Source organism: Mycolicibacter icosiumassiliensis (genome assembly GCF_900078685.2).
Taxonomy (GTDB): domain Bacteria; phylum Actinomycetota; class Actinomycetes; order Mycobacteriales; family Mycobacteriaceae; genus Mycobacterium; species Mycobacterium icosiumassiliensis.
The window spans coordinates 1832956-1851700 of the sequence record NZ_LT546166.1; the positions used below are offsets into that span (position 1 = coordinate 1832956).

The window sequence follows — 18745 nt, forward strand, 5'->3', positions numbered from 1 at the left end:
TTTGTACGGAATCACACGGCGCGTCGCGTACAAACACGCACCTTCGCGGGAAGGTAACGGGCTACTTGAGCTCGGCGGACGACAGGCCCAGTAGCCGGCGGGCCACCACCAGCAGCTGGATCTGCTGGGTGCCTTCGAAGATGTCGAGGATCTTCGAGTCGCGGCTCCACTTCTCCAGCAGGAGCTGTTCGGAGTACCCCAGGGTGCCGGCCATTTCGACGGCCTTGAGGGTGATGTCGCTGGCGACTCGGCCGGCCTTGGCCTTGCCCATCGACGCCTCTTTGGAGTTGGGGATGTTGTTGTCGGCCTGCCACGCCGAGCGCAGCGTCAGCAGGTTCGCCGACTCCCAGTCGGCCTCCATGCGCAGGAATTCCGCGGCCGGTGCGCTCTGGGCGTGTGCCGGCTTGTCATAGGAGATCTCAATGCCGGCGGCGGTGAGCATCTTGCGCAGCTCTTCGAGTGCGGCGCGCGCGACCCCGACCGCCATGGCGGCCACGATCGGCCGGGTGTTGTCGAAGGTCTCCATGACCCCGGAGAAGCTCTTCTCGGTGTTGATCTCCGGGCTGCCCAGCAGGTTGTCCTTGGGGATGCGGGCATTGTCGAACCGGATCACTGCGGTGTCGGAGGCCTTGATGCCGAGCTTGTGCTCCAGGCGTTCGACGATGACACCGGGGTGCTCGCGCGGCACGATGAACGATTTGATCGCCGCCCGCCCCAGCGCCTTGTCGAGGGTCGCCCACACCACGATGTGGGTGCAGCGCGATCCGGCGGTGACGAAGATCTTCTCGCCATTGATCACGTACTCGTCGCCATCGAGGGTGGCCGTCGTGGTCACCGCCGCCGAGTCGGAGCCGAAGCTCGGCTCGGTGATCGCCATGGCGGCCCACACCTTGCCCAGCCGAGCGAGCTGTTCGTCGGTGGCCACACCGGAGATCGCCGCGTTGCCGAGGCCCTGGTAGGGCACCGACAGCATCAAAGCGACGTCGCCCCAACTCATTTCGAGTACCTGCAGCAGCGCCGCCATGTTGGCCGCGTTGCGGTTTCCGGTCTGCTCGCCGGCGTCGCGGAAGGCCTCGGCGCCGGCCATCGCGTTCCCGCCGGTCTTGGAGACCCCGTCGAACAGGGTTTCCAGGGTGTCCAGCTCGACCGGGTAGGCGTGCTCGCGCGCGTCGTACTTGCGCGAGATGGGGCGCAGCATTTCGGCGGCCCCGGCATGGGTCATCTCAATGACTTCCTGCAGCTTGCGGGGCAGTTCCAGATTGATTGCCATGATCAGACTTTCGTGTTCGCAGCGGAGTTTGCTTGATGTCTTGGATGACTCAGATGACCAGGACGCCCTCGGCGACGCCGAGCGCCCGCAGATCGCGGTACCAGCGCTCGACCGGGTGCTCCTTGGTGTAGCCGTGGCCGCCGAGCAGCTGCACACCGTCCAGCCCGATCTGCATGCCCTTGTCGGTCGCGATCCGCTTGGCCAGCGCGGCTTCGCGGATGAACGGCAGCCCCTGCTCGCACCGCGACGCGCCGCGCCAGGTCAGCAGCCGCAGGCCGTCGAGCTCGATGGCGATGTTGGCGCACATGAACGCCACCGACTGGCGGTTGGCGATCGGCTCGCCGAACGCCTCGCGCTCCTTGATGTAGGGCATCACGTGGTCGAGCACCGCGTGGCTGGTGCCAACCGCCAGCGCGGCCCAGCCCAGCCGGGACAGCGCGATGGCCTGCGAGTAGTCCGAATCGGTCGCGGCTTCCTCGCCGAGGCGGGCGTTCAGCGGCACCGACACCTGGTTCAGCTCGAGCTGGCCCAAAGCGGCGGCGCGCAGACCCATGCTGGGGTTGGCCTTCACCGTGAGGCCGGGCGTCGAGGACTCGACGATGAACAGCGCCGGCTTGCCGTTGAGTTGGGCGGCCACGATGAACAGCTCGGCATCGGTGGCGGCCACCACCAATGACTTCACGCCGTCGAGCCGGTAGCCGCTGGGGGTGCGCACCGCGGTCGTCTTGAGGTTGGTCGGGTCGAACAACGGCTGCGGCTCGACAATCGCGACACAGGCCTGTGGGACTTTGTCGCCGGCGAACTCGGGCAGGTAGGTGGCCTGCTGGTCGGCGCTGCCCCAGTGGGTCAACGCCGAAGCCACCCCGCCGGGGGCCAGGATCGGCAGCGCCAGGCCCATGTCGCCGTAGCCCAGCGCCTCGGCGACCAGCACGTTGGTGACCGCGGAACGGTGTGCGGCGATCCCGTCGAACTCCTCCGGGATGTTGATCGCCGTGATGCCCAGTTCGGCGGCCTTGCCGAGCAGCTCGCGCGGGTAGTCAAGGGCCTCGTCGGCATCGTGGGCCGCCGGCCGCAGCAGCTCGGCCGCGAACTCTTCGACCGTGTCGATGATCATCTGCTGGTCGTCATCGGGGGTCAGGTCGAAGTAGTCAGCGCCTTTGGCGCCGCCGGGGGCGCTGAGCCGCGCCGGTGGCTTGCCCAGGCCCTGGACCCTCTTGAACTGGCGGGGGGAGGCTCCGGCGACGGAGAACACCGTCTTGACGCCGTAGTTCAGCCCTTTGTTGAGCGGCTGCCGCAGGCCGTAGCGGTCCAGGAAGTCCTGGCTGACCAGTGGGGTGACGAACGACAGTGCGGCCGCGATCGGGCTGCGCTTGTAGGGAACCGACCCGACGCCGCTGGCGCGGCTGTTGAGCCGGACCTTCGAGCCGTTGGTGGCGGGGGCGATATCAGTCATGTCAGAGCCTCACTCGATGGAAGGTATCGATGAGGCTACCTTACTCCGAAGTAAGATGACTCAGAAGTAAGGTGTGACCAAGTCCTCAGCCGCCGGACGCCGACTACTCCGGGGTCAAAGCCGCCAGCACCTGCTGGTGCAGGGCGGGGTTGGCGGCCACGGCGCAGTTGCCATGTGGACCGGGGTTACCGGACAGGTCGGTGAACACCCCGCCCGCCTCGCGCACCAGGATGTCGACGGCGGCCAGATCCCACACCGACACCGCCGGCTCGATGGCTGCGTCCACGGCGCCCTCGGCGACCAAGCAGTACGCCCAGAAATCGCCGTAGGAGCGTGCCCGCCACACCGACTCGGTCAGACCCAGGAATTGCTCCCGCAGGCCGCGCGGCCCCCAGTAGTTCAGTCCGGCGAAGGTCAGGCTGGCCGAGCCCACATCGGCCACCGAGGACACCGACAGCCGTCGGGCCGGCGCGCCGGCGACGGACCCGAATGCGCCCTGACCGCGCGTCGCCCACCAGCGCCGGTGCAACGCCGGGGCGCTGACCACCCCGAGAATCGGTACGCCGTCCTCAAGCAACGCGATCAGGGTGGCCCACACCGGCACCCCACGCACGAAATTCTTGGTGCCGTCGATCGGGTCGATGATCCATTGGCGCCCAGTGAAAGTGGCGGTGCCACCGAATTCCTCGCCGAGGATCTGGTCGTCGGCACGCTCGGCGACCAACACCTCACGCAGTGCGGTTTCGACCGCCTGGTCGGCGTCGGTCACCGGGGTCAGGTCGGGCTTGGTGTCGACCCGCAGGTCGAGCGCTCCGAACCGCGCCAGAGTGATTTCGTCGGCCCGGTCGGCCAGGGCAAGGGCCAGCGTGAGGTCCTCATCGAGATTGTCGTTGATCTGCGCCATGGCGAAAGTCCTACCATGACCGCATGTGGGAGTTCGGAGCACTGCTGTTGCTACTGGCGGTTCTGGCGGTGTTTCTGGCGCCGCGGTTCCTGCGCTCGGGGCCGGGTGCGGGCGCCCAGGAGGGCACCGTGCTGGTCACCGGCGTCAGCCCGCGGCCCGAGGCAACCGGCGCGCAATACGTCACCATCACCGGCGTCCTGCATGGGCCCACCATCGATGAGCACGAGGTCTACCAGCGGTACTCGGTCGACGTCGACAACTGGCCCAGCATCGGCGATCTGCTGCCGGTGGTGTACTCGCCGCGAAACCCCGACAACTGGAATCTGGTCCCGGCCGTAGGGAATTGACGACCGCGATCGTGAGCTGATGGGCAACGGGGGGTGAGCTGTGGGCCCGCTGGCAGATCGGCGCGGGCAGCGGACCTTCTTCAGTGTTGTGGGCTAACGTTGACGACGTTATGCGCCCACGGCAGCTGAATCTGCATCTCGCGCTGCGGCATCTCATCGGTGCCGCGGTGGCTGTCGCATGGGTGCTTGGCGCCGTGTCGTGCTGCCACATGGCGCAATCGGGGAACCACATGCCCCAGATGCCTGCCGCGTCGATGAGCGCGGTCGGACACGCCGCCGCGCACCACGCGGTCGCTGTCGCCGAACACGGTGCCGTTCTGACCCATCTGTGCACTCACCGGTGCTCTGACGTGGGCGTGGCTGTCCTACAGGCGTGCCAGGTGACCGGCTTTGTCGCGCTGATCGTCATCGTGGCAATGGCGGCGGTGGCCGTTCCGTTGGCGGGCCCGGTCGTGGCGGGAACGCGAGATCCCCCGATCCCGATCCGGCCGTTCAATCAATACCTCGGTCGAAACATCCTGGACCGGATCTGCATCTGTCGTTGCTGATAGGTCAGCGCTAGAGCGGTGCGCGATATTCGCGCCCGCCGTCTGTCGCTGTCCCTATTCATCTGCCGCGCAACGGTCGCGGCGCACGACACAGAATCGAGAAACCTCATGAACAATGCGCGCTATATTCCTGCGCCCACATCCAGCCGGCCGAAGGCACTGATCATCGGCGCCGGCGTAAGCGGACTGACGTCAGCACTCGTGCTTGCCCGACGGGGCTGGAGCGTCACCGTGGCATCCGATCGATTCGGCTCGGACACGGTGTCGACCGTGGCGGGTGCCCTGTGGGAGTGGCCGCCGTCGGTGTGCGGCCGTCATCACGAACAGACGACGCTGACCCGATCGACCGACTGGGCGGTGCACTCCTACCGCTACTTCGCTCAACTGGCCGCCAACCCGCACACCGGCGTGAGTCTGCGGCCAGCGGTGTTCTACTTCCGCCGGCCGATCGAAGAAATTCCCGACGAATTCGACAAGATGACCCAGATCGAGCAGCGCATTCCGGGATTCGTACACGACGCCGCACTCATCGGTGCGCACGGAGTCAACCCGGATGCCGGCGTCGTCGACGCCTATTCGTACCTGGCGCCGACGGTCGACACCGACAGGTACCTGTCGTGGCTCACCGACGCGGTGGTCAAGGCCGGTGCATCGCTCATCCGCCACCGTGTCCGCGGATCGCTGGCCCAGCAGGAGGATTTCCTGCTCGCCCGCCACGGTGCGCAGGTCATTATCAACTGCGCGGGTCTCGGCGGTGGCGAACTGGGCGACGACACAACGATGGATCCGCACCGTGGCGCCTTGCTGCGGGTGATTAACGACGGCTCCACCATGCCGCAGATCACGGCGGCCCACGCGGTCGCCCACGACGTCGGAACCCACGACCAAAATATGATCTTCATCGTTCCCCGGGGCGCCGACCGGCTGTTGCTCGGCGGACTGGTGGAGCCCGGTCAGTACGACACCGCGCTGACGTGGGAGGGCTATCCGCCGCTGCGGGAGATGCTGGAACGCTGCACCGAGTTCCTGCCGGCATTACACCGGGCCCGACTGGATCCGGCCGACCCACTACGGGTGGGTCTGCGGCCGTTCCGCAAGGACGGCGTCCGGTTAGAAGCCCAACCCGGCACCCGCATCCTGCACAACTACGGCCACGGCGGTGCAGGTGTCAGCCTCTCCTGGGGGTGCGCCGAAGCGGTCGCCGAGCAGGCCGAGCTCGTTGTCGCGGGGGAGGTCGTCGCATGAACTGCCCCGAACACGCCGGCATGGCGGGGATGGCCGACATGACCGGGGCACCGGCATGGGTGACCGCGACCGGCTGGGTCGTCACCACCATCGGGGTCCTCGTCGCGCTCGTCATGCTCGCCGACATCTACCTGGGCCGGTATCGCCAACCGATACCGGCGATGGAAGCCGTATGGGCCATCACCGCGATCTATGCAGGTCCGCTGGCGCTGTGGGCCTATTACCGATGGGGACGCCCGTCCACGCCCCGATGGCAGCAGCAGCACGGAGGCAGTCCCAAGTTGGGGCGGCCGGCCGCCGTGGCGCTGCAAACCATCCCGGGCGGTGCGGCCTCGTTCATCGGGCACGCGATAGCGGTGCCGATCGTCATGGGGACCGGCATGACCATTGCGGGCAGGGCGGTGTGGCCGATGATCTTGCTGATCGCGGTCTTCGCGCTGCCGTTGCTGATCGCCTTCGAATACCACGCGTTGGCGCTCTCCGCCGACGCGGTGTCGGCGGGTGACCGGCTGCGCAAAGCGGTGCGAATCTCGGTGCCGGCGATCCTGGCATTCGACGCCGGTATGGGCGCCATCATGCTGCTGGTGGCCTTCGTGTTGCACTACGACCACGCGACGATGGCGTTCTGGCTGCTTATGTGGGTGGGAATGCTGTTGGGCTTCCTGACGGCGTATCCGATCATCTGGCGACTGGTCGGGGCCGAGGCCGACCGGTAATTACCGCGAGTGTGACTCCGGCACCGGCACCGAGTAGCCCGTCAGGTCGCCGGAGTCACACTCGGGGCAGAACTCGCCGACGCCCGGCGCGTGTCCGATCCGCAGCATCTCGGCGACGTTGGCCAGCTTGACCCGGGGCCGGCCATGCGGCTCACCGGTAGAGCGCTCGTGGGCGTCGATCAGCTGCCAGTGCTCGGCGGTGACCAGTTCCGGTTGGCGAGACAGCAGCCACCGGTGCAGTTGCGCGTCGTAGTCGGCGTCGACGTCGGGAAGCTCGGTAGCGGCCAGATCCGCGGCGAGCGTGTCGACGGTGGCCTGCGAATCGCTCTTGTTGGAACCGATCACCCCCGAGGGCCCACGCTTGATCCAGCCAACCACGTACTGATTGCTGGTGCCTTCGATGCGCCCGTCGGTGTGCGGAATGGTGCAGCTGCGTTCGTCGAACGGCAAGCCCGGCATCGGCACCCCGCGATATCCGACCGAGCGCACCACCAACTGGGCGGGCAGAACCTCACGCTCGCCGGTGTCGTGGGCACTGACACGGCCCTGCTCGTCGGTCCTCAGCTCGTTGCGACCTAACACGATTTCCTCGACCCGGCCCTCGCCGCGAATCTCGATCGGCGACGTGCAGAACCGGAATACGATCCGGCGATGACCCGGGCGCAACGGGCGTCCGACATAGGTGCGCAGCACCTTGACGTTCTGCTTGGGATGCTTGGCGGCCGCCTCGATGTCCTCGTCGGTGATGCCGGCGAACTCGGCGGCGTCGATCACCACGTCGACATCGTCGAGACCCTTGAGGTCGCCGAGTTCGCGTAGCTCCGGGCTGGTGAACGTGGCCTGCAGCGGGCCGCGCCGACCGACGATCACCACCTCCTCGATGCCGCGCGGACCGAGCAGGTCCAGCGCGTGGTCGGCGATGTCGGTGCGGCGCAGTTCGTCGGGCTGACTGACCAGAATGCGGGCCACATCCAGGGCGACATTGCCGTTGCCCACCACAATGGCGCGCTTGCAGCTCAGATCGGGTGCGTGGTCGGCGAAGTGCGGGTGAGCGTTGTACCAGCCGACGAAGTCGACCGCGGCGACGCTGCCGGGAAGATTCTCTCCGGGAATGCCCAGGTGCCGATTCGACTGCGCGCCGATCGCGTAGATCACCGCGTCGTAGCGCTCGGCGAGTTCCTCGGGCAGCACGTGCTCGCCGACCGTGACGTTGCCGTAGAACCGGAACCGAGGATCGGCGGCGGTCTTCTCGAACTGCGCACTGATCGACTTGATCTTCGGATGATCGGGCGCCACCCCCGAGCGCACCAGGCCCCACGGCGTCGGCAGCATCTCCAGCATGTCGACGCGCACGTCGACCTCACCGCCGGCAGCCAGCTTGAGCAGCGATGCCGCAGCGAAATAGCCGGAGGGGCCGGAGCCGACGATCGCGACGTGGTAGGGCCGCATCCTCGAACCTTCTTTCCTGTCGGAAGTCGTTCATGCACCCGCGTAACCCCGATGCTAGAGGTCGCACGCCAATGGTCGCCGGTAACCTCGATAAACGTGGAACCAGACCGCCAGCCCGACATCGCCGCCCTCGACACCACTTTGACCACGGTGGAGCGGGTGCTGGATGTCGACGGACTGCGCAGCCGTATCACCGACCTCGAGCGCGAGGCTTCCGACCCGAATCTGTGGGATGACCAGACGCGCGCCCAGAAGGTGACCAGCGAGCTGTCACACGCCCAGGCCGAGTTGCGCCGGGTGGAGGAGCTGCGCCAACGCGTCGACGACCTCCCGGTGCTCTACGAGTTGGCGGCTGAAGAAACCGGCGTGAGCCAGACTGAAGCGGTCGCCGACGCCGACGCCGAACTGGCCAAGCTGCGCGAGGACATCGACGCCATGGAAGTGCGCACCCTGCTCTCGGGTGAGTACGACGAGCGCGAGGCGCTGGTGACGATCCGTTCCGGTGCGGGCGGTGTGGACGCCGCGGACTGGGCCGAGATGCTGATGCGGATGTACATCCGCTGGGCCGAGCAGCATAAGTACGGCGTCGAGGTGTTCGACACCTCCTACGCCGAAGAGGCCGGGATCAAGAGCGCCACGTTCGCGGTCCACGCGCCTTTCGCCTACGGCACCCTCTCGGTGGAGCAGGGCACCCACCGGCTGGTGCGAATCAGCCCTTTCGACAACCAGGGGCGCCGGCAGACGTCGTTCGCCGAGGTCGAGGTGCTGCCGGTGGTGGAGACCACCGACCACATCGACATCCCCGAGGGCGATGTCCGGGTCGATGTCTATCGCTCCAGCGGCCCGGGTGGTCAGTCGGTGAACACCACCGACTCGGCGGTGCGGCTCACCCACATCCCCACCGGGATCGTCGTCACCTGTCAGAACGAAAAATCGCAGTTGCAGAACAAGGTTTCGGCGATGCGGGTGCTGCAGGCCAAGCTGATGGAACGCAAGCGGTCCGAAGAGCGCGCCGAGATGGACGCGCTTAAGGGCGACGGCGGCAGCTCGTGGGGCAACCAGATGCGCTCCTATGTGCTGCACCCGTACCAGATGGTCAAGGACCTGCGTACCGAGTACGAAGTCGGCAACCCGGCCGCGGTGCTCGACGGTGACATCGACGGATTCCTCGAGGCCGGAATCCGGTGGCGCAACAGGCCCGAAGGCGACTAAGCGCATGGTTTTGGCCTTCTCACCGGGACAACGCTGGCACGACTTGTGGCGCGGTGAGATCGGCGAGTGGGTCATCACCAAGGGCTTACGGATCGCCCTGCTGCTGATCGGCGCGGCGCTGGCATCGCGGTTCATCACTTGGGCGGCGCGCCGCGTCACCCGGCGTTTGGAACGCGGCTTTGCGGCCAGCGACGCGCTGGTGCGCTCGGAGGCCTCCAAGCACCGCCAGGCAGTCGCCTCGGTGATCTCGTGGGTGTCGGTGGTGCTGCTGTGCGTGATGGTCGCCGTCCAGATCACCAGCATCCTCGACATTCCGGTCGGCTCGCTGGTGGGGCCGGCCGCGGTGCTCGGTGGCGCGATCGGTTTCGGCGCCCAAAAACTGGTGCAGGACCTGCTGAGCGGGTTCTTCATCATCACCGAAAAGCAGTACGGCTTCGGCGATCTGGTGCAGCTGTCCATGGCGGGAGCACCGACTGAGGCGCTCGGGACCGTCGAGGAGGTCACGCTGCGGGTGACGAAGCTGCGCACCCCCAACGGCGAGGTCTACAACGTGCCGAACGGCAACATCGTCCGGTCGCTCAACCTGTCCAAGGACTGGGCGCGCGCCGTCGTCGACATCCCGGTGCCCACCAGCGCCGACCTGACCCGGGTCAACGAGGTGCTGCACCAGGTGTGTGAGAACGCCCGCGAGGCCGACGCCCCGCTGCGAGATCTGCTGCTGGACCAGCCATCGATCATGGGGGTGGAGAGCATCGAGCTCGGTGTCGTCAACCTGCGGATGGTGGCCCGCACCCTGCCCGGGAAGCAATTCGAAGTGGGACGCCGGCTGCGCATCCAGGTGGTGCGGGCACTGGCGTCGGCCGGCGTCGTGACCGCCGGTGATGTGAAGCCGGTGGAGACACTGTGAAACTCAGCATCAGAAAGCCCGATGACACCCCGGAGCAGCCAGAGGCGGCGGCCGGCAAGCGGTGGAAATGGCCGGCGTATCTGTTCGGCGGCCGGGTCCGCACCTCCACGGTGGTGCTGATCATTGCCTTCCTCGGAGTGTGGTGGGTCTACGACACCTACCGGGAGGAGCCGAAGCCGCCGCCGGCCCCGCAGGTTGTGCCGCCGGGATTTATCCCCGACCCGGCCTATACCTGGGTGCCGCGTACCAAACTGCAGCAGCCGCCGGTCACCGTCACCGAGACCGTCAGCGGCAGGTGCTCGGATGCGTGTTTCAGGACTTCCGGTTATTGCAGCAGAAGACCGTGTTCGAGAACGTCGCGTTCGCCCTCGAGGTCATCGGCAAGAAACCGGGGATGATCAACCGGGTTGTCCCCGAGGTTCTGGAGATGGTCGGGCTGTCCGGTAAAGCGAATCGGCTGCCGGGCGAGCTGTCCGGCGGTGAGCAACAGCGGGTGGCGATCGCCCGGGCCTTCGTCAACCGGCCCCTGGTGCTGCTGGCCGACGAACCGACCGGAAACCTCGACCCGGAAACAAGTGAGGACATCATGGATCTGCTGGAGCGGATCAACCGCACCGGAACCACGGTGCTGATGGCGACCCACGACCACCACATCGTCGACTCGATGCGCCAGCGTGTCGTCGAACTGTCACTGGGGCGGCTGGTGCGCGACGAACAGCGCGGCGTCTACGGAATGGACCGCTGACGTGCGCTTTGGATTCCTGTTCAACGAGGTCCTGACCGGCCTGCGTCGCAACGTCACCATGACGGTGGCCATGATCCTCACCACGGCCATTTCGATCGGGCTGTTCGGCGGCGGTCTGCTGGTGGTCCGCCTGGCGGATCAGTCCCGCAACATCTACCTGGACCGGGTGGAATCGCAGGTGTTCTTGAACCCCGACGTCGCGGCCGACGACCCGAACTGTGAAGGTCAGGCGTGCAAGGCGCTGCGGGAACAGATCGAGACACGCAATGACGTGAAATCGGTGCGCTACCTCAACTCCGACGACGCCTACGCCGACGCGATCCGCAAGTTCCCCGAGTTCAAGGACGTGGCGAGCAAGGACTCCTTCCCGGCGTCGTTCATCGTCAAGCTGGAAAATCCGGAGCAGAGCAAGGATTTCGACGCCGCGATGCAGAGCCAACCCGGTGTGCTCAGCGTGCTCAACCAGAAGAAACTGATCGACCGACTGTTCGCCGTGCTCGACGGATTGAGCAGTGCCGCGTTCGCGATCGCCCTGGTGCAAGCGGTCGGGGCGGTGTTGTTGATCGCCAACATGGTCCAGGTCGCCGCCTACACCCGGCGCACCGAGGTCTCGATCATGCGTCTGGTGGGCGCCAGCCGTTGGTATACGCAGCTGCCCTTCCTGGTGGAGGCGGTGCTGGCCGCGACAATCGGGGTGATCATCGCGATCATCGGGTTGATCGTGGTGCGGGCGGCGTTCCTCGACAACGCGCTGAGCCAGTTCTATCAAGCGCATCTGATCGCGCGGATCGACTACGCCGACATCCTCTACATCTCGCCGATCCTGCTGCTGTTGGGTGCGGCGATGGCCGGAGCGACCGCTTACGTGACGCTTCGGCTGTATGTGCGGCGGTAGCGATGGCTAAGAAAGCGGCGGACAAGGGCAGCAAGAAGAAGCCGGACAAACAGATCGTTGCGTCGAATCGCAAAGCGCGACACAACTACTCGATCCTCGACGTGTACGAGGCCGGGGTGTCGCTAGTGGGCACCGAGGTGAAGAGCCTGCGAGCCGGGCAGGCCTCACTGGTCGATGCGTTCGCCACCGTCGACGACGGCGAAGTGTGGCTGCGCAACATGCACATTCCCGAGTACCACCACGGGACCTGGACCAATCACGATCCCCGCCGCACCCGCAAGCTGCTGTTGCATCGACGCCAGATCGACATGCTGATCGGCAAGATCCGCGACGGCAACCTCACCCTGGTGCCGCTGTCGGTGTACTTCACCGAAGGCAAGGTGAAGGTCGAACTGGCGCTGGCGCGCGGTAAGCAGGCCCATGACAAGCGGCAGGACCTCGCCAAGCGTGATGCGCAGCGCGAAGTGACCCGGGCGCTGGGCCGGCGCGCCAAGGGCATGTGACCGGCGCCGTCCTGGCGCTGTTGTCAGCGGCCGGTTTCGGGGTCAGCGATTTCGCTGGTGGCCTCGCCGCGCGCCGGGTACCCGCGCTGCGGGTGGTGTTGGTCTCCTACCCGGTGGCGCTGGTGTTGCTGGGCACGCTCGCTATCGCGGTGGGCGGCCCGATCCCGGCGGGCGCGATCGGCTGGGGCCTGGCCTCCGGTGTCGCGCTGGGTCTGGGCGGCTGGTGGTTCTACGCCGCGCTGGGTGCCGGGCCCATCTCGGTGGTGTCCCCGATTTCGGCGGTGCTGACGGCCGGGGTTCCGGTGGGGGTCGGCTTGATCCAGGGGGAGCGGCCCGGGGCGGTGGCCAACGGCGGGATCGTGCTGGTCGTCGGCAGCGTCAGATGTGAAGAAGAGGCAGCTGGTGAGCCGGCAGGCCACCGACGAGGACGTCCGACCGCACCGGTTCACCCGCAAGGTGGCGTGGCTGACCGTGGGCGCCGGCGTGACGTTCGGCTTGGACTTCGTGTTCATCCACGAGGCGCCGGACGATTCCGGGCTGTGGCCGTTGGCGTTCGCGCGGGTGGCCGCCGCGGTGCTGGTGTTCACCGCGGCGACCGGGGCGCGTGAATTGCAGGTGCCCACCGGCCGGCCGTTGAGGCTGGCGCTGGTGGCGGGGCTGTCGGACACCGCAGCCAATGTCGCGATGCTGCTGGCGCTGCGCGGATCGGACCTGTCGTTGGCCAGCGTGCTGATCTCGCTGTTTCCCGCGGTGACGGTGGTGCTGGCCATTGTGGTGCTGCGCGAGCGGGTCCATCGCGGACAGGTGATCGGCATGGTGCTGGCGGCGGTGGCCGTGGCGATGATCACCGCGCGGTGACACTGCGGCGCCGATGGAATGAACGGGCGTCGGTCTGTCGTTGCAACCGCGTACCATGAAGTGTCCGCCGACGGTCGGTGGCAATCACCCAAGACAGGGGGCTGAAAGGTTTCGACTGCGTGTGTCGAATCAAGGGAAGCGTGCCGGTGCAGGCAGGAGACCACCGTAAGCGTCGCTGTAAACAAGTAAGCGCCAAGGCACTTACGCCGGCTAAGGTCGCTCTTCAGAGCGACTTCGCCCTCGCTGCCTAAGCGAGGCGGGCCTGTCAGACCGGGAGCTCCCTCGGCCCGGACCCTGGCATCGACTAGAGGGATCCACCGATACGTCCGGTCGCGGGATATATCGGGACACCAACAGCGACTGGGATCGTCATCTCGGCTTGTTCGCGTGACCGGGAGATCCAAGTAGAGACATAGCGAACTGCGCACGGAGAAGTCTTGAGGGAATGCCGTAGGACCCGGGTTCGATTCCCGGCAGCTCCACAACTAAATAGCAGGTCACAGTAGGTAAACTGCTCAAGCAAAGGTCACGTCAACGCTGCGTCAACATTTGGTTGGCGCTAGTGCCCGACGTGGCCTTTGTTCGTGAACGTGGCAAGAAGGACGGTACGACCGTCTATGCAGTGACCTACCGCGTCGGAGGACGTGCGGGAACGTCAGTCGTCCACCACATTTCCGGATCGGAAACAGGCGGACCGGTTCTGCGCCCTCGTTGACGCATTCGGGCCAGTCGAGGCGCTGGCTAAGGCTGGTATCGCGGACACGGGTCTCGCCATGTCGGCCTTGACCGTTACGGAATACCTAGAGCGTCACATCGCCACTCTGTCTGGGGTCGAACGCCGGACCATCAGCGACTAAAAGCGGTACGCCCGCAACGACAGCACCCCGGCCTTCGGCATGGTCCGATAGTGGAAGAGGCGCCGTCGTCAAGCGCTAGCTAGACCCGAAGTCCACCACTCCGCTGGGCGCTATCATGAGCAAGCCCATGGGTGAACCCGCCAACGCGTCACATTCTCAAACCACGACCACAAGAAAAGGAGAGGTCGGGATGAAACTACTCATCGCCGCTCTTGCGGCAAGCATCGTAGCGGCACCGATTGCTAGTGCTGATGACCAATCACTCCTCGACCGTAACCAATCATTCCTCGACCGGGCTCACGAGCTTGGCGTGCCAAGTCAGTACGGCTTCCTTGGGCATTGGGATGACAACTCCACTCTTTATCGAGGATTGGAGATTTGTCGCAACCTCAGAGACGGCATGACCCTTGAGCAGATGGAACCGAAGCCGTCTGGTAGCCCGATCCTCGACGCTACTCCGATGTTTTATTCGGAGATTGCTCAGGCGGCACAGGAGAAACTTTGCCCTGACACCCTTGGTGCGCCCAGTGGAAGACCGAATGCCTAATCCCGAGAATTGCCCGCGCCGCAAGTTGCAGTCGCCAAATCTCAGCCGTTGGCGATAATCCCATAACCATCCCGGATCAAGACTTGTTGGGGCGACGGGACGTTGCAGGGGCTCTAGCGCGTGACGTTCGGCGTGCTGACAGTTCAGAAGGATATGTGTTTGGCGTCGTCGGGACTTACAGGCCACCTAGTTCTCCAGGGCAAGCATCGACGTAGCGGTACTCCGACACCGGGTCGAGTAGCGGCACGGCCCGACTGCTGGACTTCGGGGATGGATGCGTGCTGACCGTCGTCAGCACATTCTCATGTCCGCTCGTATTTGCGCATGTCGAGCCGTGCTGACCCAAATTGTGTCTCCGCAGGTAAACCGCGTTATATGCGGCTTCGATTCCCGGCAGCTCCACACGGAAAGATGCTGGCCACGGGTACGATTCGTGGCCAGCATCTTTGTCTGTGTCAAGTACTCTGATCGAACTTGGGTGTCGCGGGGCCGAATCGGGCAGTCAGCGCTCGGCTGGGTCGCGTAGTAGCGCAGCAGAAATCGGCATCCCGTCTCGGTCTAGCCGGTCGATGATGTCGCCGGGAGTGAACGGCGGATTCCTGCATGCCGCAGCGGCATCGGCCACTGCCTGGCGTACTCGGGACCCGGCGACTGCGATCACGTCCTGGAGGAACGCATCGGGATGCTTGGCCTCAATGCCGTATCTTGTCCAGTTCGCTCGACGGGAAGTCCTTGAGGTTGATCGTGACGATCACCTGCGCCTGGCCGGTGATGGTGGCAGCGAGGACATGGCGGTCGTCCGCGTCCGGCAGGTTCAGCCCGTTGATGAGAGGTTCGAAACCTTCAATTAGGCAGTCGGGCACTGCCTGGTTCATCAGCGTGCGTGTCCGGTCCAGGAGGTCGAGGCTCAGGTCGGGGCGATTCTTCGCGAGGTTGCCTAGCGCCTCATTCAAAATCATCTCCGACCACCGTGCTTGGAAGACCCCTAGTTGAGCGACTCGAATGAGCACGTCACGCATTGTCGATGGGTACAGCACGTTGGCGTCGTACAGAACGACGACTGGCACCTCAGTACAGCCCGAGATTCTGGGACAGTTCGGTCAGCTCGTCGGCGGCACGCTTACCAGCGAGGGCCTGAGCGCGTTGGTATGCCTGCAGATCATCAATACGTATGCGGCGATGGGTCCCGACCTTGCGGTGTGCGAGTTCTCCGGCGTCAAGCAGTTTGATCACGTACGGGCGTGAGACGTTCAGCAAGTCCGCTGCTTGCTGGGTGGTCAGCTCGGCGTGTGTAGGCAGCACGGCGACTGGTGTGCCGGTGGCGAAGCTGACGAGAACCTCGCGCAGGATCATGGCGATGTCGTGGGGCAGGTGAACGACATCTGGGGCACCACTGACCGCCACGGGCACATCGGCGGGACCATGTTCGGCGAGCAGTGCATCGAGTTCGCCTAGCGCCTGGCCGGCACGTGACGGCGCTACAGGTTCGTGGAGGCCCTTCAGCGTCATGCTCCCATGGTACGGATCAAACGCAATAAACGCAGCAGTCGCAGCAGGCGAATCGTACTCTCGTGTGGCTTCACGGGCGGCACCAAAGGCATCCAAACATCGGTACTGCTCGGCCACCACCGCGTTGACGCCGTCAACACCTTTCGCTGTACTCCCAGGTCGCGACACGTCGTTGGGCGTTGTTTCGCGTGCTGAGATCCGATGTTTTCCCAGTTCAAGGCGAAATTTGAGTCTGCTTCGATTCCCGGCAGCTCCACAAAGGAAGAAGCTGGTCACGGTCACGATTCGTGGCCAGCTTTTTCTGCGTCAACATGACTCTGATCGAACTTGGGTGTCGCGTGGACGAATCGGGGAGTCAGCGCTCGACTGACGGAGTCTGGTGGCGTCCTCTCGATGTGGCATAACCCCGCACTGGTGGCCGTGGTCGTTGATGCCGGTGTCGATGAGGTCGCCGAACAGGCTGCCCAGCTCGCTGGCAGCGAGGTCGGCGTGGCCCGTGCCGTCACCCCAGGATGCGATCGCCCGCTCTGCGAGCTGCTCAACCACAGCGTCACCGCCCATGTGTTCGCGGATTGCTCGAAGTTCGCGCGGCCCGAGTCACTAGTTGTGGGCAGGTGGGTCATGCCTACCCGGCCGCTCAGTGCGCCGGGCAGCGCGGTTGTCCGTTCTCATTGAGTCTGGGGCAGGGTTCTCATCGAATCTCGGGCACGTTCGGGTTGAGCTCCGGCGCTCGCGGCGTACCTTCAGGACGCTCTAGTCGATCGTGCCCGCGGACACCACCCAACGGCAAGGTTGGCCGGTAACGGCGGAAATCAGGTCGAAGTCGGCGGCGTAGTGCAGGACGGTAAGTCCGTGTTCTTCGGCGGCGGCGGCGATGAGTAGGTCAGGTATCTTGCGACCGCGCTGGCTTCGCTGAGCGAGTAACCGCTGTACCTGGAGCGCGCGGCGGTGATGCGATTCCGTCGATTCCAGGGCCTCGAATGTGTCCAACGCTGCTATTAGGCCTTCCCACTCGGCCTGATTGCGGGCGGAATATCCGACCTCGAGATCGGTTATACGGGCGCGGCCGAGTTCGCCAGCCGCGGCTAGGGGTTGCACGACCTCCCGCACTGCGGGCTGGCCGAGTCGTTTGATCACGCTGGTGTCTATAACAAATGTCAGCGCCATGCGGCGGCGCGATCTTCTGATGATGCGGCGGCCAACACGTCCAGTGCCGCCGCCACGTGCTGGACTCGGTGGGACGTCGCGCGGCGCAGAGCCACGTTCACCGTCTCTTTGATCGAGGAAGTCCCAAGCTCAGCGCGAGCCATTTCCAATGCCTGCTCATCAAGGTCGATCAGATGCTTTGCCACCAAGCCAGTATATACAAGCAGGCCGTCGATATATACTCATATGTGCGGTCGATCACCCGAAGGTCACGCACCCCCGGTTTGATGAGAACTCTGCCGCAGGTTCAGTGAGAACGGACAGTAGGTGGTCACCGGTCACCGGTCACAGGCAAGGGGGATTTGGTTTGCGGTAGTCCGCGTCGAAAGCTGGTGTCGTCTCGAATTTCATGCCTGCGGCTCGGCGTCGTCGGCTTGGGCGTCGAGGCGGTCGAGATGATCCAGGAATGCTTCGCCGTCGTCGTGAACGGTGACCCGACCGACCAGTGTCTAGGAACGGTTCCCGGATCGCCCGCTCTTCGAATGGTGGTTCACTATCTTCCGTGGTAGACACCTGGGGTGAAGGTCTCAGGTTGGCTTAAGGCAAATGGGTCGGCGTCGGCTTGGCGCGTGGCTGTTGCGGGAGCGTCCGTCGGGGCGCTTGCGGCGTTCGGATTAGCGCCAACGTCTCATGCCGATTTCGACGACTTCTTTGGCGATCTGTTGGATTCGGCTGCCTGGGGCGCCGTGTTTGATCCCAGCTCGTGGGTCGGTCCGGACTCGGCTTCGACGCTTGACCTCGCGGCACTGTTCAGCGCTAATGATCTGCCCGGTGCGGCTGTCGGTACCGATTTCGCCGATTGGTTCCAGAACGATTTCTATCTGCCGTTGCATGCTGCGATGCAGGACTGGATTGACAGTCCGTTGGGCTCGACGGTCAACGAATTCATCAACCCATTGTTTGCGTTCGGTGGTTCTTGTGGCTTGATCTGCAACGGCGTCGACGGCTCTGAGACCAATGTCGACGGCGGCGCTGGTGGCTGGATCTTCGGTGACGGCGGAACCGGCTGGAGCAGCACGCAAGACGGTGTGGCCGGTGGCGCTGGTGGTGCCGGCGGTTGGCTGGGCAACGGCGGTGCCGGTGGCGAGGGTGGCGCTGGCGCCGATGGTGGTGTCGGTGGCGGTGGTGGCTGGATCGGCAACGGTGGCACCGGGGGAGACGGCGGTGCGGGTCTGGATGGGCTGCACGCGGGAGACGGCGGTAACGGCGGCGACGGCGGCAGTGCCGGATATCTGTTCAGTACCAACGGTGATGGTGGCGCCGGCGGCAGTGGCGGCAATTCGGTTGGTGACGGCGGCAACGGTGGTGCCGGCGGTAACGGTGGTGCCAGCGGACACACCCTGAACCTGTACGCCATCGGTGGTGACGGTGGCACCGGTGGCAATGGCGGTAACGGCGGCAGCGCCGAGGGCGTCGGCAGCAGCGGCGGCGCCGGCGGTAACGGAGGCGACGGACTGCAAGCGAGCATTTGGGACGGCCGGGATGGTGGTTCGGGCGGCAACGGCGGTAACGGCGGCGCAGTCGTCGGCGCGAGCAGCACGCAATGGCGGGCAGGTCGGCCCTAATGGCAACGG

General features: G+C 65.4%; 19 protein-coding genes, 1 other RNA gene and 3 pseudogenes. 15 read left to right on the forward strand and 8 right to left on the reverse strand.

Annotation, left to right across the window (positions count from 1 at the left end):
• Nucleotides 1-61 precede the first annotated feature (61 nt).
• From BN4346_RS32655 to hisN, 3 genes are all read right to left on the reverse strand, one after another.
• Nucleotides 62-1270: an acyl-CoA dehydrogenase family protein gene (locus BN4346_RS32655; RefSeq protein WP_067970994.1), complete on the reverse strand. Its 1209-nt coding sequence runs from the start codon at nt 1268-1270 to the stop codon at nt 62-64.
• A 49-nt stretch (nt 1271-1319) separates the two neighbouring features.
• Nucleotides 1320-2723 carry an acyl-CoA dehydrogenase family protein gene (locus BN4346_RS32660; RefSeq protein ID WP_067970996.1) on the reverse strand — a complete coding sequence of 468 codons (1404 nt, stop codon included), beginning with the start codon at nt 2721-2723 and terminating at the stop codon, nt 1320-1322.
• 103 nt (nt 2724-2826) lie between these two features.
• The gene (hisN, locus tag BN4346_RS32665; RefSeq protein ID WP_067970997.1) at nt 2827-3627 is read right to left on the reverse strand and encodes a histidinol-phosphatase; all 801 of its coding nucleotides are present in this window, start codon (nt 3625-3627) and stop codon (nt 2827-2829) included.
• 23 nt (nt 3628-3650) lie between these two features.
• Here hisN and BN4346_RS32670 point away from each other — a divergent pair, with 23 nt between their 5' ends.
• The 4 genes from BN4346_RS32670 to BN4346_RS32685 all read left to right on the forward strand — a co-directional run bounded on the left by BN4346_RS32670 (nt 3651) and on the right by BN4346_RS32685 (nt 6483).
• Nucleotides 3651-3974: a hypothetical protein gene (locus BN4346_RS32670; protein ID WP_067970999.1), complete on the forward strand. Its 324-nt coding sequence runs from the start codon at nt 3651-3653 to the stop codon at nt 3972-3974.
• A gap of 209 nt (nt 3975-4183) precedes the next feature.
• Complete coding sequence (gene lpqS, locus BN4346_RS50040) at nt 4184-4522, forward strand: putative copper homeostasis (lipo)protein LpqS (protein WP_456080971.1); 339 nt, start codon at nt 4184-4186, stop codon at nt 4520-4522.
• A gap of 108 nt (nt 4523-4630) precedes the next feature.
• Entirely contained in the window at nt 4631-5767 is a 1137-nt protein-coding gene (locus tag BN4346_RS32680; RefSeq protein WP_067971003.1) for an FAD-dependent oxidoreductase, read from the forward strand.
• Nucleotides 5764-6483 carry a DUF4396 domain-containing protein gene (locus BN4346_RS32685; protein ID WP_235653602.1) on the forward strand — a complete coding sequence of 240 codons (720 nt, stop codon included), beginning with the start codon at nt 5764-5766 and terminating at the stop codon, nt 6481-6483. The genes BN4346_RS32680 and BN4346_RS32685 overlap by 4 nt, the downstream gene beginning before the upstream one ends.
• On the opposite strand, the gene BN4346_RS32690 is transcribed toward BN4346_RS32685, so the two are convergent.
• Nucleotides 6484-7932 (reverse strand): FAD-dependent oxidoreductase, encoded by a 1449-nt coding sequence (locus BN4346_RS32690; RefSeq protein WP_078058557.1) that lies wholly within the window; start codon nt 7930-7932, stop codon nt 6484-6486.
• 96 nt (nt 7933-8028) lie between these two features.
• Between BN4346_RS32690 and prfB the strand changes: the two genes are divergently transcribed.
• The 9 genes and pseudogenes from prfB (at nt 8029) to BN4346_RS32740 (ending at nt 14456) form a co-directional block, all read left to right on the forward strand.
• A complete protein-coding gene (gene prfB, locus BN4346_RS32695; RefSeq protein WP_067971005.1) occupies nt 8029-9144 on the forward strand; it encodes a peptide chain release factor 2 in 1116 nt (371 codons plus the stop codon).
• Nucleotides 9145-9148: 4 nt separating this feature from the next.
• The gene (locus BN4346_RS32700) at nt 9149-10051 is read left to right on the forward strand and encodes a mechanosensitive ion channel family protein (protein WP_067971007.1); all 903 of its coding nucleotides are present in this window, start codon (nt 9149-9151) and stop codon (nt 10049-10051) included.
• A gap of 8 nt (nt 10052-10059) precedes the next feature.
• Nucleotides 10060-10335 (forward strand): annotated as a pseudogene (locus tag BN4346_RS48930) (hypothetical protein); the annotation flags it as partial.
• Nucleotides 10323-10796, forward strand: a pseudogene (locus BN4346_RS32710) (cell division ATP-binding protein FtsE); the annotation flags it as partial. The pseudogenes BN4346_RS48930 and BN4346_RS32710, both read left to right, overlap by 13 nt.
• A gap of 1 nt (nt 10797) precedes the next feature.
• Nucleotides 10798-11691, forward strand: coding sequence for a permease-like cell division protein FtsX (gene ftsX / locus BN4346_RS32715; protein WP_067971009.1), 894 nt, complete (start codon nt 10798-10800; stop codon nt 11689-11691).
• Nucleotides 11692-11693: 2 nt separating this feature from the next.
• Complete coding sequence (gene smpB / locus BN4346_RS32720) at nt 11694-12194, forward strand: SsrA-binding protein SmpB (protein WP_067971011.1); 501 nt, start codon at nt 11694-11696, stop codon at nt 12192-12194.
• Nucleotides 12195-12286: 92 nt separating this feature from the next.
• Nucleotides 12287-13052: pseudogene (locus tag BN4346_RS32725) on the forward strand (EamA family transporter).
• A gap of 97 nt (nt 13053-13149) precedes the next feature.
• Nucleotides 13150-13537, forward strand: a transfer-messenger RNA (tmRNA) gene (gene ssrA, locus BN4346_RS32730).
• A gap of 562 nt (nt 13538-14099) precedes the next feature.
• A complete protein-coding gene (locus BN4346_RS32740; protein WP_167666212.1) occupies nt 14100-14456 on the forward strand; it encodes a DUF732 domain-containing protein in 357 nt (118 codons plus the stop codon).
• A gap of 692 nt (nt 14457-15148) precedes the next feature.
• On the opposite strand, the gene BN4346_RS48935 is transcribed toward BN4346_RS32740, so the two are convergent.
• Complete coding sequence (locus BN4346_RS48935; RefSeq protein ID WP_235653603.1) at nt 15149-15475, reverse strand: PIN domain-containing protein; 327 nt, start codon at nt 15473-15475, stop codon at nt 15149-15151.
• A gap of 49 nt (nt 15476-15524) precedes the next feature.
• Nucleotides 15525-16247 (reverse strand): helix-turn-helix domain-containing protein, encoded by a 723-nt coding sequence (locus tag BN4346_RS48940; protein ID WP_235653604.1) that lies wholly within the window; start codon nt 16245-16247, stop codon nt 15525-15527.
• Between the two features lie 111 nt (nt 16248-16358).
• On the opposite strand from BN4346_RS48940, the gene BN4346_RS32755 reads away from it, so the two are divergent.
• Complete coding sequence (locus tag BN4346_RS32755) at nt 16359-16640, forward strand: hypothetical protein (RefSeq protein ID WP_067971018.1); 282 nt, start codon at nt 16359-16361, stop codon at nt 16638-16640.
• 78 nt (nt 16641-16718) lie between these two features.
• Here BN4346_RS32755 and BN4346_RS32760 read toward each other — a convergent pair whose 3' ends face one another.
• Nucleotides 16719-17132, reverse strand: coding sequence for a PIN domain nuclease (locus BN4346_RS32760; RefSeq protein ID WP_067971020.1), 414 nt, complete (start codon nt 17130-17132; stop codon nt 16719-16721).
• Complete coding sequence (locus tag BN4346_RS32765) at nt 17123-17317, reverse strand: hypothetical protein (RefSeq protein ID WP_067971022.1); 195 nt, start codon at nt 17315-17317, stop codon at nt 17123-17125. The genes BN4346_RS32760 and BN4346_RS32765 overlap by 10 nt, the downstream gene beginning before the upstream one ends.
• 423 nt (nt 17318-17740) lie before the next feature.
• Between BN4346_RS32765 and BN4346_RS47640 the strand changes: the two genes are divergently transcribed.
• On the forward strand, nt 17741-18736 hold the full coding sequence (locus tag BN4346_RS47640; RefSeq protein ID WP_067971024.1) for a PGRS repeat-containing protein: 996 nt from the start codon (nt 17741-17743) through the stop codon (nt 18734-18736).
• Nucleotides 18737-18745 lie beyond the last annotated feature (9 nt).

Bases quoted from the DNA above. Each gene is read 5' to 3' on its own strand.
- BN4346_RS32760 (WP_067971020.1), bottom strand. From the start codon at position 17,132: ATGGCGCTGACATTTGTTATAGACACCAGCGTGATCAAACGACTCGGC.
- BN4346_RS32700 (WP_067971007.1), top strand. From the start codon at position 9,149: ATGGTTTTGGCCTTCTCACCGGGACAACGCTGGCACGACTTGTGGCGC.
- hisN (WP_067970997.1), bottom strand. From the start codon at position 3,627: ATGGCGCAGATCAACGACAATCTCGATGAGGACCTCACGCTGGCCCTT.
- BN4346_RS48935 (WP_235653603.1), bottom strand. From the start codon at position 15,475: ATGCGTGACGTGCTCATTCGAGTCGCTCAACTAGGGGTCTTCCAAGCA.
- BN4346_RS32660 (WP_067970996.1), bottom strand. From the start codon at position 2,723: ATGACTGATATCGCCCCCGCCACCAACGGCTCGAAGGTCCGGCTCAAC.
- BN4346_RS32685 (WP_235653602.1), top strand. From the start codon at position 5,764: ATGAACTGCCCCGAACACGCCGGCATGGCGGGGATGGCCGACATGACC.
- lpqS (WP_456080971.1), top strand. From the start codon at position 4,184: ATGGCGCAATCGGGGAACCACATGCCCCAGATGCCTGCCGCGTCGATG.
- BN4346_RS32690 (WP_078058557.1), bottom strand. From the start codon at position 7,932: ATGCGGCCCTACCACGTCGCGATCGTCGGCTCCGGCCCCTCCGGCTAT.
- BN4346_RS32680 (WP_067971003.1), top strand. From the start codon at position 4,631: ATGAACAATGCGCGCTATATTCCTGCGCCCACATCCAGCCGGCCGAAG.
- smpB (WP_067971011.1), top strand. From the start codon at position 11,694: ATGGCTAAGAAAGCGGCGGACAAGGGCAGCAAGAAGAAGCCGGACAAA.
- BN4346_RS32655 (WP_067970994.1), bottom strand. From the start codon at position 1,270: ATGGCAATCAATCTGGAACTGCCCCGCAAGCTGCAGGAAGTCATTGAG.
- BN4346_RS32755 (WP_067971018.1), top strand. From the start codon at position 16,359: ATGTGGCATAACCCCGCACTGGTGGCCGTGGTCGTTGATGCCGGTGTC.
- BN4346_RS32740 (WP_167666212.1), top strand. From the start codon at position 14,100: ATGAAACTACTCATCGCCGCTCTTGCGGCAAGCATCGTAGCGGCACCG.
- BN4346_RS32670 (WP_067970999.1), top strand. From the start codon at position 3,651: ATGTGGGAGTTCGGAGCACTGCTGTTGCTACTGGCGGTTCTGGCGGTG.